13 protein-coding genes are annotated in these 16,052 nt (G+C 63.9%); 2 read left to right on the top strand and 11 right to left on the bottom strand.

Annotated features, from left to right (window positions below):
• Window positions 1–6 precede the first annotated feature (6 nt).
• From JV551A3_RS16660 to JV551A3_RS16640, 4 genes are all read right to left on the bottom strand, one after another.
• Window positions 7–633 carry a riboflavin synthase subunit alpha gene (locus tag JV551A3_RS16660; RefSeq protein WP_133978972.1) on the bottom strand — a complete coding sequence of 209 codons (627 nt, stop codon included), beginning with the start codon at window positions 631–633 and terminating at the stop codon, window positions 7–9.
• A gap of 840 nt (window positions 634–1,473) precedes the next feature.
• Complete coding sequence (gene treS / locus JV551A3_RS16650) at window positions 1,474–3,540, bottom strand: maltose alpha-D-glucosyltransferase (RefSeq protein WP_133972625.1); 2,067 nt, start codon at window positions 3,538–3,540, stop codon at window positions 1,474–1,476.
• 136 nt (window positions 3,541–3,676) lie between these two features.
• The gene (locus JV551A3_RS16645; RefSeq protein WP_133972627.1) at window positions 3,677–4,519 is read right to left on the bottom strand and encodes a TIGR03915 family putative DNA repair protein; all 843 of its coding nucleotides are present in this window, start codon (window positions 4,517–4,519) and stop codon (window positions 3,677–3,679) included.
• Window positions 4,510–5,730 carry a putative DNA modification/repair radical SAM protein gene (locus JV551A3_RS16640; RefSeq protein WP_112253503.1) on the bottom strand — a complete coding sequence of 407 codons (1,221 nt, stop codon included), beginning with the start codon at window positions 5,728–5,730 and terminating at the stop codon, window positions 4,510–4,512. The genes JV551A3_RS16645 and JV551A3_RS16640 overlap by 10 nt, the downstream gene beginning before the upstream one ends.
• A 146-nt stretch (window positions 5,731–5,876) precedes the next feature.
• On the opposite strand from JV551A3_RS16640, the gene mqo reads away from it, so the two are divergent.
• The gene (mqo, locus tag JV551A3_RS16635) at window positions 5,877–7,454 is read left to right on the top strand and encodes a malate dehydrogenase (quinone) (RefSeq protein ID WP_133972629.1); all 1,578 of its coding nucleotides are present in this window, start codon (window positions 5,877–5,879) and stop codon (window positions 7,452–7,454) included.
• Between the two features lie 318 nt (window positions 7,455–7,772).
• Here mqo and JV551A3_RS16630 read toward each other — a convergent pair whose 3' ends face one another.
• Genes JV551A3_RS16630 through JV551A3_RS16605 form a run of 6 tightly spaced genes read right to left on the bottom strand, consistent with a single transcriptional unit; the run spans window position 7,773 to window position 13,675 of the window.
• Window positions 7,773–9,344, bottom strand: coding sequence for an ArnT family glycosyltransferase (locus JV551A3_RS16630; RefSeq protein WP_133972631.1), 1,572 nt, complete (start codon window positions 9,342–9,344; stop codon window positions 7,773–7,775).
• 3 nt (window positions 9,345–9,347) lie between these two features.
• Window positions 9,348–9,620, bottom strand: a complete 273-nt coding sequence (locus JV551A3_RS16625; RefSeq protein WP_112253505.1) for a lipid-A-disaccharide synthase N-terminal domain-containing protein — start codon at window positions 9,618–9,620, stop codon at window positions 9,348–9,350.
• The gene (locus tag JV551A3_RS16620) at window positions 9,617–10,360 is read right to left on the bottom strand and encodes a glycosyltransferase family 2 protein (RefSeq protein ID WP_133972633.1); all 744 of its coding nucleotides are present in this window, start codon (window positions 10,358–10,360) and stop codon (window positions 9,617–9,619) included. Before JV551A3_RS16620 ends, JV551A3_RS16625 begins: the two co-directional genes overlap by 4 nt.
• A 31-nt stretch (window positions 10,361–10,391) precedes the next feature.
• Window positions 10,392–11,366, bottom strand: coding sequence for an NAD-dependent epimerase/dehydratase family protein (locus tag JV551A3_RS16615; protein WP_133972635.1), 975 nt, complete (start codon window positions 11,364–11,366; stop codon window positions 10,392–10,394).
• Window positions 11,354–12,691, bottom strand: a complete 1,338-nt coding sequence (locus tag JV551A3_RS16610) for a UDP-glucose dehydrogenase family protein (protein WP_133972637.1) — start codon at window positions 12,689–12,691, stop codon at window positions 11,354–11,356. Before JV551A3_RS16610 ends, JV551A3_RS16615 begins: the two co-directional genes overlap by 13 nt.
• Window positions 12,692–12,739: 48 nt before the next feature.
• Complete coding sequence (locus JV551A3_RS16605; protein WP_133972639.1) at window positions 12,740–13,675, bottom strand: LysR family transcriptional regulator; 936 nt, start codon at window positions 13,673–13,675, stop codon at window positions 12,740–12,742.
• Between the two features lie 116 nt (window positions 13,676–13,791).
• Between JV551A3_RS16605 and JV551A3_RS16600 the strand changes: the two genes are divergently transcribed.
• On the top strand, window positions 13,792–14,637 hold the full coding sequence (locus JV551A3_RS16600) for a type 1 glutamine amidotransferase domain-containing protein (RefSeq protein WP_133972641.1): 846 nt from the start codon (window positions 13,792–13,794) through the stop codon (window positions 14,635–14,637).
• Between the two features lie 157 nt (window positions 14,638–14,794).
• Here JV551A3_RS16600 and JV551A3_RS16590 read toward each other — a convergent pair whose 3' ends face one another.
• Window positions 14,795–16,039, bottom strand: coding sequence for a saccharopine dehydrogenase family protein (locus JV551A3_RS16590; RefSeq protein ID WP_003248123.1), 1,245 nt, complete (start codon window positions 16,037–16,039; stop codon window positions 14,795–14,797).
• Window positions 16,040–16,052 lie beyond the last annotated feature (13 nt).

Below are 16,052 nucleotides of genomic sequence, written 5' to 3'. Positions count from 1 at the left end.
GGGAACTCAGCGAGGCATTTCGCGGGCCAGGGTACTCTTGATGGTGCGCTCCACTACATCGACCAGCACCATAGTCTGGTGGTCCACTTCGATATTGAGCAGATCTCCGGCCTTGTAGTCAGGGAAGGTGGTCTGGCGCAGGGTTTCCGGGATCAGGTTGATGGTGATCACGTTGTCCTCGACATCGGCTACGGTCAGGCTGCAGCCATTGACCCCGATGAAGCCGCGCGGGAACACGTACTTGCCCCATTCCGGTGGCATGCGGAACTTGATGAAAGCACCGGTTTCCTTGATCGACAGCTCGACGATTTCGGCGGTGGTGGCGATGTGGCCGGCCATCAGGTGGCCGCCGACTTCGGCGTTCATCTTCGCCGAACGTTCGATGTTGACGCCCTGGCCGGCTTTGAAGTTGCGCAGGTTGGTACGCTCGAGGGTGGCGCTCATGGCGTCGAACCTGACCTGGGTGCCGTGGATCTCGGTGACCGACAGGCAGGTGCCTTCGACACTGACGCTGGCGCCGATCTTCAGCTCGTCGAGTAGCTCCGGGGTGAGGTCGATGGTGAACTGGTTGTGGCCCGGGTAAGTGGTCACATCAAGCAGAGGGCGGACGGCCTGGACGATGCCGGTGTACATGGAGTTGCTCCTGGGCACGGAAAAGAAAACTTCCGAACGCTATGCCCGTGGAGCGGTAAAAGCAAGCTGGCCATTTGTCTGGGCACTTGGAGCCCACGCGGCATCCTGTGGGAGCGGGTTCACCCGCGAAGCAGGCGACGCGGTGGCTGGCACCGGCTGCGCCGGTGTTCGCGGGCGCGCCCGCTCCCACAGGTACAGCACATTCCTTCAGCTGACGGGGGGCCTGTGGGAGCGGGCATGCCCGCGAAGCAGGCGACGCGGAGGATGGCACCGGCTGCGCCGGTGTTCGCGGGTGAACCCGCTCCCACAGGTACAGCACATTCCTTCAGCTGGCGGGGGGCCTGTGGGAGCGGGCATGCCCGCGAAGCAGGCGACGCGGAGGCTGGCACCGGCTGCGCCGGTGTTCGCGGGCGCGCCCGCTCCCACAGGTACAGCACATTCCTTCAGCTGACGAGGGACTCTGTGGGAGCGGGCATGCCCGCGAAGCAGGCGACGCGGTGGATGGCACCTGCTACGCCGGTGTTCGCGGGCGCGCCCGCTCCCACAGGTACAGCACATTCCTTCAGCTGGCGGGGGGCCTGTGGGAGCGGGCATGCCCGCGAAGCAGGCGACGCGATGGATGGCACCGGCTGCGCCGGTGTTCGCGGGCGCGCCCGCTCCCACAGGTATGGCGCATTCCTTCAGCTGGCGGGGTCCCTGTGGGAGCGGGCATGCCCGCGAAGCAGGCGACGCGGTGGATGGCACCGGCTACGCCGGTGTTCGCGGGCGCGCCCGCTCCCACAGGTATCGCGTGGCTGCCGTTCAGAGCTTCACCGGCGAAGGCAATGGGGCGAATACAATTCAGACATGGCCGCTGCTGTTGACGATTCGCAGGCACAGCGCCTCATACGGGTCCAGGTTCACCATCAGCCGCCCATCCTCGGTCAAATCCCCTTCGACTGTTTCATTGATCATGTCCACCACCGGCCCCGGCGTGAACCCGGTCAGTTGCAGCTCCTCGGCAATCACTTCCTGGCCGAAGTTCAGCGCACTGATCTGGATACCGCGCCCGGCCGGCAGTTCATGCACCATCACCAGCAAGCCGGGGCTGCTGACTTCGGGCACCAGCACCTGGCGGCTGGTGGCGATGCCATAGGCCTGGCGCACCGCCAGCAGTTTCTTCACCTTGCAGGCAAACGAATCGCCGTTTTCCAGCTGGCTGTCCAGGCTGCCATACAGCGCCCGGGCTCGGGGCATGCCACGTACCGATGACTGGGCCTGCGGCTCCAGCCCGGCCAGGTCGTAGCCGCCGCGGTGAATCCAGCGGGTATCGCCATCGAGCATCCGCTGCGCGACCGCTTCGGCGGGCAAGGGCAGGGCACCCACCAGGTCCCAGCCGGACAGCGCCACCACCCCCGGTTGCATGGCGTTGTACATGACCAGCAGCAGGTGCACCTTCTGGATCAGCTCGGTTTCTGCCACCCCGATCTGCCCAAGGTCGCGGATGCCCAGTGCGGCAGCGATCAGGCTGGCCGTGGTACAGGCTATGCCATTGGTGACGAAGCGCAGGTTGTACGGCGCATGCTCGCCCGACAGCCGTTCGTAGATCTCTTCGCGAATGTGCTCGCGCAGGATGCCGCCCGGCAAGGTCTGGCCTTTGTACAGGTACATGTCATGGGCATGCAGCGTCCAGAAATGCACCAGCTCCACGGTCAGCTCGTCATGGTTCTGCAAGGCATGGATCAGCGAGGCCGGGTCGATGCCGAAAGCGTGCATTTCCTTGAGCATCAGGCGCAGGAACTCGGTGTCGCCGGTCAGCAGCGCATGCTGGTAGGCCGGCCGGGTAATGAAATCGTAGGACAGGTCGGCACCGCCTTTGGACATCTGCGCGATGTCGTCAAGGGTCAGGTTCAGCTCCTGAAAGCTGAAACCGCCAGCCTTGCGGATCATGCCGCCGATCAGCTGGTTGCCGACGATCGACAGCGGGTGGCTTTCCGACCAGGCCGTGCCGCTGGCGCGCGTTTCCACGCCGAGAAAGCCGTTGGCATCCAGGCGCAGGCCGCGGGCACCCAGGCAGTCCAGGGCGTGCAGGGCATCGCCAATGATCATCTGCTGGGCGGCGAAGGTCGGGTCCAGCCAGTTCAGCGACGGCTGGCCTTCCTTGAAGTAGTGCAGGTACACCCAGCGCCGGGTCTTGCCATCCACACCGGTCACCGGCGGCGTGGCGCTCCAGTCGGTTTCCTTCACCCCTGGTTCGAAGAAGATCACCCGTTGCAGCTGGCCGACGATGTAATGGCGGGCCTTGAGTTCGTCACACTGGGCCGGCAGCAGGTTGACCGCGTCGCGCCCAGCGGGCACTTCGGGCAGCAGCGGCCAGTCTTCCTCGCGGATTTCGACCATGTGGTACAGCCCCGGGTAGGGGCCGTAGGCCAGCTCGGCCAGGCGGAAGTCGGCGCCCTTGCCAGTGTGCGAGGGGATCAGGTCGTCGATGGTCACGGCGTTGTGCGCGGCGGCCATGCGGCTCATCTGGATCAGCTCCTGCTCGCTGCCGTACAGCGGGTCGATGTCGAAACTGATGCGGTCGAAGTTGCCGTCCACGCTGGGGGTGAGTTCACGGCCGCGAATGCCGCCGGACAGCTTGATAGGGCCGGTGTGCAGGCCCTGGATGCCGATCTCCGACAAACGCTTCCACAGCGCCTCGTGGGCCAGGGCGCCAAGCACCGAACAACCTTCGGGGGCGATGATGGCATCGGGGTAGACGGTCAGCCAGACCGAAGCGATTTCAGTGGCGCGGCGGGGCTGGGCTTCGGCGTAGGGCTGTTGCCACAGGCGCGACTGGCCCGAGTACAGGTGGGTGCGTTGCTGGGAGGCCCTGAGCATGGCGCGGTCTTCGAGCCATTTGACGTATGACGGGTCGGGTTGGGTCATTTCGCGTCCTCTTTGCGTGTCGGCAGCGGCTCAGGTTATGACGGNTGTGGCGGCTGATCGTTCGGCTTGAGAATGGTTCTGGCTGCTTCGCGGGCACGCCCGCTCCCACAGGGGCTCCTCACACTTCGAGAAACCACTACCGCATGGGCTTGCTGATTTGCTTGCCAGCCCGGGAGGCAACTTCCAGGGCTTGGCCGTCCCGTTGCTTGCCTTGCCGGGCCTGGCCTTCGAGCTGCGGAATCAGCATGCCCTCCGGCAAATGTCGCCAGAACCGCCCGGGCATGTGCAGGCGCAAGGCATCGGGGTTGAGGCGGGCAGGGTTGAAGGTATGGCGATAGTAGGTTCGCCATAACTCGGCGCCAGGGTCTTCGGCATTGCGGGCCCACTGGCGCCAGGGCTCGGGGCACTGGCGCTGGTAGTCGAATGCCTGGCCATCGAAGCGTATGCCGTCGTGCGCCGTGGCAATCATCCAGCGCAAACGCCCCAGGCGGTCGGCGAAATGCGCACTGGCGCTTTCCAGAATGTCATGCGCCGGCTCGTGATAGGCCACCAGGTCAAGGTGCAGCTGTTCAGCCAATACTTCGGGTAGTGGCACGAAGCGTACGAACGCATGCAGGTGGTGCGATTCGCGATTGACCTGCTTGATCCGCCTTTGCAACTCACTGCCCAATCGGTCACCTGCCAGCATTGCCGTGCGGTCGCCATGGGCCACCCGCCAAAGTACCTCGTACAGCAGGTTCCAGCGCTGCTCGCCACGGTAGCGGGCGGCCTGTTCCAGCTGGCTCAGCAGCGCCGCTGGCACCTTGGCGCGAAAAGGACCGGCGCCTTCCGGCAACGCGGTCGGTACGGCCAGCAAATCTGCCACCGGCCCTTGCAACCAGGTGACCTGCGACGGGTCGATACCATGCCCCAACAACACCCGGGCCTGGTCACGCCAGGTGGCGAACAGGCCGTCGCAGTCGAGCGCGATCATCCCCACAAGCCCATCTGCACCGGCGCTTGCGGCTCACGCAAGCGCGCCCTCAGCAGGCCGCTGCGCAGCTCGGCCTGGGCTGGGCGGTAGTCGCTGGTGACAATGAACGGGCGCGCCTTTTCCAGTACACAGCGCAACTGGATCAGGTCATCGTAGCGAACGCGCCGTTCGCGGCGCAGGGCTACCAGGCGCTGCACGCTGCGCAGGCCGATGCCGGGGATGCGTGCCAGTAGCGCCGGCTCGGCACGGTTCACATCCAGTGGGAACACTTCGCGGTTGGCCAGCGCCCAGGCCAGCTTGGGGTCGATGTCCAGTGCCAGGTTGCCGCTCTGGCCCAGCAGCTCGCCGGCCTTGTAGCCATAGCCACGCAGCAGGAAGTCAGCCTGGTACAGGCGGTGTTCGCGCAGCAGCGGTGGTGCGGCGAGGGGTACGCTGCCGGGGCTGTCGGGGATGGGGCTGAAGGCGGAGTAATACACGCGCTTGAGGCCGTAGCCTTGGTACAGCGATTCGGCATTGCGCAGCAATGTGCTGTCGTCGGTGCTGTCGGCCCCGACGATCACCTGGGTGCTTTGCCCGGCCGGGGTAAAGCGCGGCGCCTTGGGCTCGTGGGCCACAGCTTGTTGGCCCTGGTGGATCACGCCCATGGCCTGGCGAATGGTATGCGCCTGTTTCTCCGGTGCCAGGCGTTTCAGGCTGGCATCGGTCGGCAGCTCGATGTTGACGCTGAGCCGGTCTGCCAGGCGCCCGGCCTCCTCGATCAGCAGCGGGTCGGCGTCGGGGATGGTCTTGAGGTGGATGTAGCCACGGAAGCCGTGCTCCTCGCGTAACAACCGCGCGACGCGGATCAGCTGCTCCATGGTGTAGTCCGCCGAGCGGATGATGCCAGAGCTGAGAAACAGCCCGCTGATGCAGTTGCGCCGGTAGAAGTCCAGCGTCAGCCGGACCACTTCCTCGGGGGTGAAGCGTGCGCGTGGCACGTTGCTGGAGCGGCGGTTGACGCAGTATTGGCAGTCATAGAGGCAAAAGTTGGTCAGTAGCACTTTGAGCAGTGACACGCAGCGCCCGTCGGGGGTGTAGCTGTGACAGATGCCCATGCCATTGGTAGCACCCAGGCCATCAGCCCCGCGCGAGTTGCGCTTGGGCGCGCCGCTGCTGGCGCAGGATGCGTCGTACTTGGCAGCATCGGCAAGGATGCCGAGTTTGGCGATGAGTTGCATGGGGGCTGACCTGTAATACTGAATATTCATACAGTATTTTGAGATGTGACGGATTGCAAGTGATTGTGCAACAGCCATGCCCGACCAAATCCGTCATCTAAGCTTGTGGCTGAACTTACGGATGGCAACGAGGCAAGGGAGACGTTATGAAGATCACCATCAAGCCGTTACTGGCGCTGACCGGGCTGGCCCTGGCATTCGGCATGCTCGGTGCCCAGGCCGCAGAAACCCGGAAAGTCGATGTCATGCTGGTGGGCGGCGGCATCATGAGTTCAACCCTGGCGATCTGGCTAAATGAGCTGGAGCCGGGTTGGTCGATGGAAATGGTCGAGCGCCTGGACAAGGTCGCCGAAGAAAGCTCCAACGGCTGGAACAATGCCGGCACCGGCCACTCGGCCCTGGCCGAGCTGAACTACACCCCGGAGAAGGACGGCAAGGTCGATATCAGCAAGGCGGTGGAGATCAACGAGTCGTTCCAGGTCACCCGCCAGTTCCTCGCCTGGCAGGTGAAGCAGGGCGTGCTGAAGAACCCGCATTCCTTCATCAACACCACCCCGCACATGAGCTTTGTCTGGGGCGACGACAACATTCGCTTCCTGAAGAAGCGCTACGAAGCCTTGCAGGCCAGCCCGCTGTTCAAGCCCATGCAGTACTCCGAGGACCACGAGCAGATCCGCAAGTGGGTACCTTTGATGATGGAAGGCCGCGACCCCAACCAGAAACTGGCCGTGACCTGGACGCCGATCGGCACCGACGTAAACTTTGGCGAGATCACCCGGCAGTACGTGGGTTACCTGCAGACCCGGCCGAACTTCGACCTCAAGCTGTCGACCGAAGTGCAGGCCATCACCCGCAACGACGACGGTTCCTGGCATGTCGAATACAAGAACCTCAAGGACGGCAGCAACGCGGCCACCGACGCCAGGTTCCTGTTCATCGGCGCTGGTGGTGCAGCGCTGCCGTTGCTGCAGAAGTCGGGCATCGACGAGGCCAAGGACTATGCCGGTTTCCCGGTTGGTGGTTCGTTCCTGGTCACCGACAACCCGGCCATCGCCCAACGTCACATGGCCAAGGCCTACGGTATCGCCGCCACCGGCGCGCCACCGATGTCGGTGCCGCACCTGGACACCCGCGTGCTCGATGGCAAGCGCATGATCCTGTTCGGGCCGTTCGCCACCTTCTCGACCAAGTTCCTCAAGCAGGGCTCGCTGCTTGACCTGTTCGCCAGCGCCAGTGTGCACAACGCCTGGCCCATGGTAAGGGTCGGGGTACGCGAATTCGACCTGGTGCAGTACCTGATCGGCCAGGTGCTGCAATCTGACGATGACCGTTTCGATGCGTTGCGCACCTACTTCCCCGAGGCGAAGAAGGAAGACTGGCGGCTGTGGCAGGCGGGCCAGCGGGTGCAGATCATCAAGAAGGACGAAGCATTGGGTGGTGTACTCAAGCTTGGCACTGAAGTGGTGACGTCCAGGGATGGCAGCATCGCCGGCTTGCTTGGGGCGTCCCCTGGCGCCTCGACCGCGCCGCCGATCATGCTCGATGTGCTGGGCAAGGTGTTCAAGGACAAGGTGGCATCCCCACAGTGGCAGGCGAAGATCAGGCAGATCATCCCGTCCTACGGCATTCGCCTCAACGACCACCCGGAGCAGGTGCAGAAAGAGTGGGCATACACCAACGAGGTGCTGCAGTTGAATCCTCCTGAGAGTGCCGTTACGCCCTAGGCAGGAGCAAGATTTGCTCCAATTCTGAAAGTTGGCGCGATCTCCCATATTGTCAGCAGCGGCTTCCAGGCATGCACAGGATCAGTAGGAGCAGCCTTGTGCTGCGAAGAGGCCATTACCGGCAAAGAGGATTTTTTGCCCTTCCGGCCTCTTCGCAGCACAAGGCTGCTCCTACAGGCCACACCGGCCTCAAGCCATGTGCAGTACCTGTAGGAGCGGCCTTGTGTCGCGATGGGGCGCGAAGCGGCCCCAGGTTTTCAGCTTCGCAGCAAAGATTGTCGGGGCCGCTGCGCGGCCCATCGCGACACAAGGCCGCTCCTACAAGGGCCAGTGCTGGCTTGAAGAGATATCCAGGACAGTTGCTCCCACAGGAATAGGGCGTACCCAGGCGAAGTGGTAGACATGGCTGGGGGCGGTGGCCTGGCACTGGCCGTTATCGGCATCGGCACCGACCACATACCATTCGGCGCGCGAGGTCTCGCCCAGCCTGCGTGCCTTGCCTGCATTGAAGCAGCGGCCCAGTTCCGAAGCCGGGACCAGGGCGAAGGCCGCAGGGTTGTGGCGCAGCCAGTAGACGGCCGCATCCGCCCTGGACTGGCCGGTGAAACCGAAGTGCACGATGGGTTGTCGGGCAAACAACCAATGCCCCTCGCGCCAGTTGACCAGCACCAACTCGGCGCCGCCGGTAGCCCGAGCGGCTTCAGTCATCAATGTCTCATGCGGGTTACGGCCTTCCTTCAGCGGCTCGACGAAGCCGCGCGCAAACCACAGCGCGAACCATGCCAGGGCCACGGCAGTGAACGCCTTGCGCCAGGCCGGCCGGCCCCCTAGCCAACGCTTTAGCAGCCACGGCAGCAGTGGCGCGATGGCCAGCACCAGGCCCGGCAGCGCCGGGAAGATATACAGTTTGCGTTTGCCGCTGCTCAGGCTGAAAAACAACAGTACCAGCGCCACCCAGCCGAGCAGCAGCAGGAAGCGCCCGTCGTGTTTGTGCAACTGCCGGCGCCAGGCCGGTATCAGCCAGGGCAGGGCCAGCACCAGTGGCAGCCAGTACTTGGGGATGACCTTGACGAAGTAGTACCAGAACGGTTCGCGATGGTCCCAGGCATTGGCATAGCGGCTGGCGGTCTGGCGCAGCAGGATTTCCTTCAGGTAGGCCAGCTCTGCCGCGCCACCGCCATGGGCAATCGATACCAGCAGCGGCAGCAGCCACACCGCGCAACCGGACAGCAGCCACAGCAGCCCCAGGCTCCAGCGCCAACCCTGGCCGGGCATGGCCACCACCCCGTGCCAGTGGTGGCGCACCGCCCAGGCATAGGGCACCAGAAGCAGCGCCGGGATAAAGCCCACGCCCTTGCTGATGATACCCAGGCCCATGGCCGCGCAGGCCAGGTAGAACCAGCCCCAGGCCGGCCCGAGCAGCAAGTGGCGCAGCATGCCGTAGAATCCCAGCGCAACCCACAGGCACAGGAAGCTGTCGATCTGCCCGGTGCGCAAGATGCTGTAGCTCTGGTAGGTAGCCAGGAACAGCAAGGCGGCGATCACACCGATGCGCCGGGTCCACAGGCGCCGCCCCAGGTCATGCAGCACCCAGGTGATGGTCGCCGCCGACAGCAGCCCTGGCAGGTACAGGGCAACCTTGGGCGAGCCGGTGAGGTGGCTGAACAGGGCCACGGTCCACATGAACAGCGGCGGCTTGTCGCCGTAGATTTCCCCCGCCCGGTGCGGGATGAACCAGTTGCCGCCCTGCAGCATTTCCAGGGCGACGCCGAGAAAGCGTTCCTCGTCCACATTCATCGGCTGGCGCCAGCCGATACCCGCGCCCACCAGCAACACGGCGAGAGCAACCAGGGCCAGGCGTTCGGCCCCGAGCGTGCTGAACCTTGGCAAGGGCTATTCCTTCTGTTCCTGGTGTCGGGCGATCAGTTGCAGGTTGCGCAGGTAGACCAGCAAGCCGAAGCCCTGGCCAATGATGAACACCGGGTCCTGGCGATAGATGGCATAGGTCAGCAGCAACGCGCTGCCGAGCATGCTCAGGTACCAGAACCCCACCGGGATCACGCTGCGGCGCTTGAACTCGCTGTACAGCCATTGCAACACGAAACGCCCGGTAAATACGGCCTGGCCGGCGAAGCCGATGACCAGCCACAGGGTTTCGCGGGTCATCCTTCGAACTCCTGGGGGCGCGTGTCCAGGCGGGTGCGCCGGATCAGCCACCAGACCCCGAACAAGTCGAGGATGCCGACCAGGGCGCGGTCCAGATTGCCGTACTTGGACACCCCGGCCTGACGTGGCCGGTGGTTGACCGGGTGCACCAGCATGCGGCCGTTATGGCGCAGGATCAGCGCCGGGATGAAACGGTGCATGTGGTCGAAGTAGGGCAGGCGCAGGAAGGCCGCGCGCTCGATCAGTTTCAGCCCGCAGCCGGTGTCTGGCGTTGCGTCCTTGAGCAAGCGGCTGCGCAGGCCGTTGGCAAGCCGCGAGGCCCAGCGTTTGCTGGCGCTGTCGCGGCGGTTGACCCGGTGCCCGGCCACCAGCTTGACGCCACCGGCCAGGTCCTGGTTGGCACGTACCAGGGCCAGCATGCCGGGGATGTCCGCCGGGTCGTTCTGGCCGTCGCCGTCCAGGGTTGCCAGCCAGCGCCCGCGGGCAGCCTGGGCGGCATGCCACAGCGAAGTGCTCTGGCCCAGCGACTGCTCGTGACGGAGGATGCGCAGTTGCGTGTAGCCCTGGTTTTTCAGTTGCTGCAGTACGCTCAGGGTGCGGTCGCTGCTGCCGTCATCGACCACCAGTACTTCAAAGTCTTCAGCCGCCAGTGCGGTACGTATTTCCATCAGCAGTGATGGCAGGTTGTCGACCTCGTTCCGGGCGGGAATGAGCACCGAGAGGTCAAGTGGATCTGTCATGAGGCTACCTGTGCTTGTTGTGAGGCGCGGCTCAAACCCGGTAGAAATCCCGGTACCAGCCGACGAAGGCGTTGACACCGCGTTCCAGCGATGTGCCCGGGGTGTAATCGATCCAGCGCGCCAGCGAGCCGGCGGCGGCCCAGGTCTCCAGCACGTCACCCGCTTGCAGCGGCAGGTAGTCGCGTCGGGCCTTGATGCCCAAGGCACGCTCCAGGCATTCGACGAAGTGCAGCAGCCGTACCGGCTGGCCTCGGCCGATGTTGAACAGCTGGCAAGGCGGTTGTCCCTCGGCCGGCAGTGGCGGCTTCAGGCGCAGGCGCACAATGCTCTCGACGATATCGTCGATGTAGGTGAAGTCGCGCCCCATCATGCCGTGGTTGTAGACCTCGACCGGCCGGCCCTCGAGCATGGCGCGGGTGAACTTGAACGGCGCCATGTCGGGGCGGCCCCAGGGGCCGTACACGGTGAAGAAACGCAGGCCGGTGGTCGGCAGCTGGTACAGGTGTGCGTAGCTGTGCGCCATCAGTTCATTGGCGCGCTTGCTGGCGGCATACAGCGACAGCGGTTGTTCGGCCGGGTCGTCGACGCTGAACGGCAGCTTGGCGCTGGCGCCGTATACCGAACTGCTGGAGGCATAGATCAGGTGGCGGGGCGGCTGCTGGCGGCAGGCCTCGATGATGTTGAGAAAGCCGACCAGGTTGGCCTGGCCATAGGCGCCGGGGTTGTCCAGCGAATAGCGCACCCCGGCCTGCGCCGCCAGGTGGATCACCTCACTGAACGCCTGGCCGGCGAACAGTTGTTGCAGTTCGTTCGGGTGGGCGATATCGAGTGTGTGGAAGCGAAAATTGGCAAAGCCGAACAGTTGCTGCAGGCGCGCCAGTTTCAGCTGGACGCTGTAATAGGTATTGAGGTTATCGATGCCAACCACCTCGATGCCTGCTTCGCACAGGCGCCGTGCAACGTGGTAGCCGATGAAACCCGCCACGCCGGTAATCAGTACGGGCATGCTGGCTGCACCTGGCCACGGCCGATGCCGTAGTAAGTCAGGCCGGCGGCGGCCATGTGCTCGGGTTCGAACAGGTTGCGCCCGTCGAACACCACCCGGTCGGCTAGCTGTTGCGGCACCTGGTCGAGGTTGAGCACGCGGTAGTCCTGCCATTCGGTGACGATCACCAGGGCATCGGCGCCGCGCAGTGCATCGTCCTTGCACGGCACCAGTTGCAGGTCGGTGCGCGGGCCATAATGCCGCTGGATTTCTTCCATGGCCTGCGGGTCATGGGCCTGCACCCGCGCGCCGGCGGCCCACAGCGCTTCCAGCAGGACCCGGCTGGAGGCCTCGCGGATGTCATTGGTATTGGGCTTGAACGACAACCCCCACAAGGCGAAGACCTTGCCCCGCAGGCCACGTGGGTAGTGGCGCTGGATCTTGTTGAACAGCCGGCCCTTTTGCTGCTCGTTGACCGATTCCACCGCACGCAGCAACTGCGGTTCGAAGCCTTCGGCCTCGGCGCTGCGGCGCAGGGCTTGCAGGTCCTTGGGGAAGCACGAGCCGCCAAAGCCGCAGCCGGCATAGATGAAGTCGTAGCCTATGCGCGGGTCCGAGCCGATGCCGCGGCGCACCATTTCGATATCGGCGCCCAGGTGCTCGGCCAGGTTGGCGATTTCATTGATGAACGAAATCTTGGTCGCCAGCATGCAGTTGGCCGCATATTTGGTCAGTTCGGCGCTGCGCGCATCCATGACCATGAGCTTTTCGCGGTTGCGGCTGAACGGCAGGTACAGCTCGCGCAGCAGTTCTACTTCGGCGGGTTCCGCGCCACCGATGATGATGCGCTCCGGGCGTATGCAGTCATCGACAGCCGAGCCTTCCTTGAGGAACTCGGGGTTGCTGACGACATGGAAGCGGCTGGTATCGGCCACGGCCTGGGCGATGCGTGCCTTGATGCGGTGCACCGTGCCGACCGGCGCGGTGGATTTGTTGACGATCAGCTTGGGGCCGTCGGCATGTTCGAGGATGCTGTCGACCACGGCAAACACGTGCTTCAGGTCGGCGCTGCCATCGGCCTGTGGCGGGGTGCCGACGGCGATGAACTGCAACCTGGCGTAGTTGGCCGCTTCGCTGGCGTCGGTGGTGAAGCGCAGGCGACCGCAGGCCAGGTTCTTCTCCAGCATCGGCGCCAGGCCGGGCTCGAAGATCGGGCAATGGCCTGCATTGAGGCTAGCGACCCGCTCGGCGTCGACATCCATGCACAACACCGAATGCCCCACCTGGGCCAGGCATACCGCCTGGGTGAGGCCGACATAGCCGGTACCGAAAACCGTGACCTTCATTCGACAGCTCCTTGGCGAGAAAGCTGTAAAAAAATGTCACATCGTTGTTTAGATATTGTTACTTGCGCAGGCCGCTGCTTCTTGGGCGACGTTCCACAGCTGCTGGCGGAACCAGCGCCGCAAGGGGTCGGCGTGGGTGCGTTCATGCCAGATCTGCATCACCTCGATTGCGGGCAATGTCAGCGGCAGCGGGTACATGAGCAGGTCGTCATCACGCTCGGTGGCTTCGATGGCCAGCGAGCTCAGGCATGTGAGCAGCAGGTCGGTGCCGCGCAGCAGGCGCGTGGGGGCTACAAAGCTGGACAGGCCAGCCACGACCCGTCGTTGCATGCCCTGGCTGCGCAAGGCGCGGTCGACCAGGCCATCGAGGTCGCCGGTGAGGGTGGTGAGCAGGTGGTCGCTGGCGAGGAAGGTATCCAGGTCCAGGCCGTTTTCCAGGCCCGGATGGCTGCGCGAGGCCAGCACTACCAAGTGTTCGCTGAGCAGGCGCTGCTGGTGGAAGGTTTCCGGCAGGCCGGTGTAGAACCCGGCAACGGCCAGGTCGCAGGTGCCTTTCTCCAGTTCTTCGCGAGGTAGCTGGCCGCGAGTGTTGTGGGTGACCAGCGTCAGGTTCGGTGCCTGGCTGCGCAGGATCGGCAGCAGCCTGGGCAACAGGGTCTGCTCGACAAAATCGGTGCTGTACAAGTGCAGGCGGGCAGGGCGGGCGAGGAAGTCCTGCCCTTCGCAGCGTTCATAGAAACCTTCCAGGCCCACTACCAGGCGTTCTACCTCGGGCGCCAGTTCGTGGGCACGTGGTGTCGGGGTCAGGCCCCTGGGCGCGCGGACGAACAGCGGGTCGCCAAACTGATGGCGCAGCTTGTTGAGCTTGTGGCTGAGGGCGGGCTGGCTCAGCGCCATGCGCTGGGCGGCGAAGGTGGCGTTGCGTTCCTGATACAGCACGTGGAACAGGTACAGCAGGTTGAGGTCCTTGCTGGAGATATTCATTTTCTGGATCACAGGCATGAGAGCTTTCGAATTATCGAATCATAGCCTTGCCATTAGCATGAACGCATCCCGCCAACATGAGCGGACAGCTATTTGCCTGATCAGGAGAATGTTGCATGACCAAGATATCCCGGCTTGCCCTGGCTGTTGCCGGCACCCTGCTTGCAGCCGGCGCCCATGCCGCACCCAAGGGTGAAGTGCTGGTGCTGCTGTCCAGCGAAAACCAGTTGCCGCTGCAGGACGGCAAGCGCTACGCCACCGGCTACTACCTCAACGAGTTCGGCGTGCCTGCCGACCAGTTGCTCAAGGCTGGCTACAAGCTGGTGCTGGTTACCCCCAAGGGTAATGCGCCGAGCGTCGACCAGCGGTCGATCGACCCGCGCTACTTTGCCGGCGATGCGGTGGAGATGCGCCGGATCGAGAAGGTCGTGCAAGGCCTGCCGGGTATTGACGATACCCTGTCGGTGAAAGAGGTACTGGCAGGTGACCTGGGCCGTTATGCCGGGCTTTTCATCCCCGGCGGCCATGCGCCGTTGATCGACCTGGCCAACAACCCGGACGTGGGCGCCTTGCTGCGGCATTTCCATCAGGCCGGCAAGCCCACAGCCGCCATCTGCCATGGCCCCATCGCCTTGCTCTCGGCCCAGCAGGACCCGGCGAGCTACCAGTCGGCGCTGGCGCGTGGTGAAAAGCCGGCAGCCAATGACTGGCTGTACAAGGGTTACAAGATGACCATCTTCTCCGACCCGGAGGAGCAGGTGTTCGAAAGTTCGCTCGAGGACCAGCGGCTGTTGTTCTACCCGGCCAACGCCATGGCAATGGCAGGGGGCGACATGGGCTATGCCAAGGCCTGGCAACCCAATGTGGTGGTGGACCGTGAGCTGATTACCGGGCAGAACCCGTTCTCGGACAAGGCCCTGGCCAAAGCGCTGCTGGACAAATTGGCCGGGCAGGGTGGCTGAAGCCTGCACCGGCCTCTTCGCGGGTGAACCCGCTCCCACAGGGACACCACAATACTCAAGACCTGTGAAAGGCCTGTGGGAGCGGGTTTACCCGCGAAGAGGCCGGGCCTGCAAAAACAGAAAGGGCGCCATATCGGCGCCCTCTCTGTGTTGCGGCTTAGGCTTCAGCGTCCCACGGACGATCGCCTTTTTCATCCTTGACGCGGGTCGGCAGGCCCATCACGTCCAGCGCCTTGAGGAACGGCTCGGCTGGCAGCTCCTCGACGTTGACCATGCGCTTGGCATCCCACTCGCCACGGGCGACCAGCAGGGCGGCAGCCACTGGCGGTACACCGGCGGTGTAGGAAATGCCCTGGCTGTCGGTCTCGGCGTAGGCTTCTTCGTGGTCGGCCACGTTGTAGATGAACACTTCGCGCGGCTGGCCATCCTTGGTGCCCTTGACCAGGTCACCGATGCAGGTCTTGCCGGTGTAGCCCGGGGCCAGCGAGGCTGGGTCCGGCAGCACGGCCTTGACCACTTTCAGCGGTACTACTTCCAGGCCTTCGGCGGTTTTCACCGGCTGCTCGGAGAGCAGGCCCAGGTTCTTCAGCACGGTGAACACGTTGATATAGTGCTCGCCGAAGCTCATCCAGAAACGCACGTTCGGCACGTTGAGGTTCTTCGAAATCGAGTGAACTTCATCGTGGCCGGTCAGGTACAGGTTCTGCGAACCTACAACCGGCAGGTCGTCGGTACGCTTGACCTCGAACATGGTGTTGCTGGTCCACTGGCTGTTCTGCCAGCTCCACACTTGCCCGGTGAATTCACGGAAGTTGATTTCCGGGTCGAAGTTGGTGGCGAAGTACTTGCCATGCGAACCGGCATTGACGTCGAGGATGTCGATCGAGTCAATGCTGTCGAAATACTGTTGCTGCGCCAGCTTGGCGTAGCTGTTCACCACACCCGGGTCGAAACCGACGCCGAGAATGGCGGTAATGTTCTTTGCCTGGCACTCTTCGAGGTGTTTCCACTCGTAGTTGCCGTACCACGGCGGGGTCTCGCAGATCTTGCCCGGCTCTTCGTGGATGGCGGTGTCCAGATAGGCGACACCGGTATCGATGCAGGCACGCAGCACCGACATGTTGAGGAAGGCGGAACCAACGTTGATCACGATCTGCGATTCGGTTTCGCGGATCAGCGCCTTGGTTGCCTCGACATCGAGAGCATTGAGCGAGAAGGCCTGGATGTCGGCGGGTACCTTGAGGCTACCCTTGGCCTTGACGCTGTCGATGATGGCCTGGCATTTGGAGATGTTCCGTGACGCGATAGCGATACGACCCAGTTCGTCGTTATGCTGCGCGCACTTGTGGGCCACCACCTTGGCGACACCTCCTGCACCAATGATAAGAACGTTCTTCTTCAATTTATCCCTTGCT

This window comes from Pseudomonas inefficax (assembly GCF_900277125.1).
In the GTDB taxonomy this organism is placed as follows: Bacteria; Pseudomonadota; Gammaproteobacteria; order Pseudomonadales; family Pseudomonadaceae; genus Aquipseudomonas; species Aquipseudomonas inefficax.
Note: the sequence above shows the minus strand (reverse complement) of the source record. Positions and strands in the feature narration are given on the sequence as shown.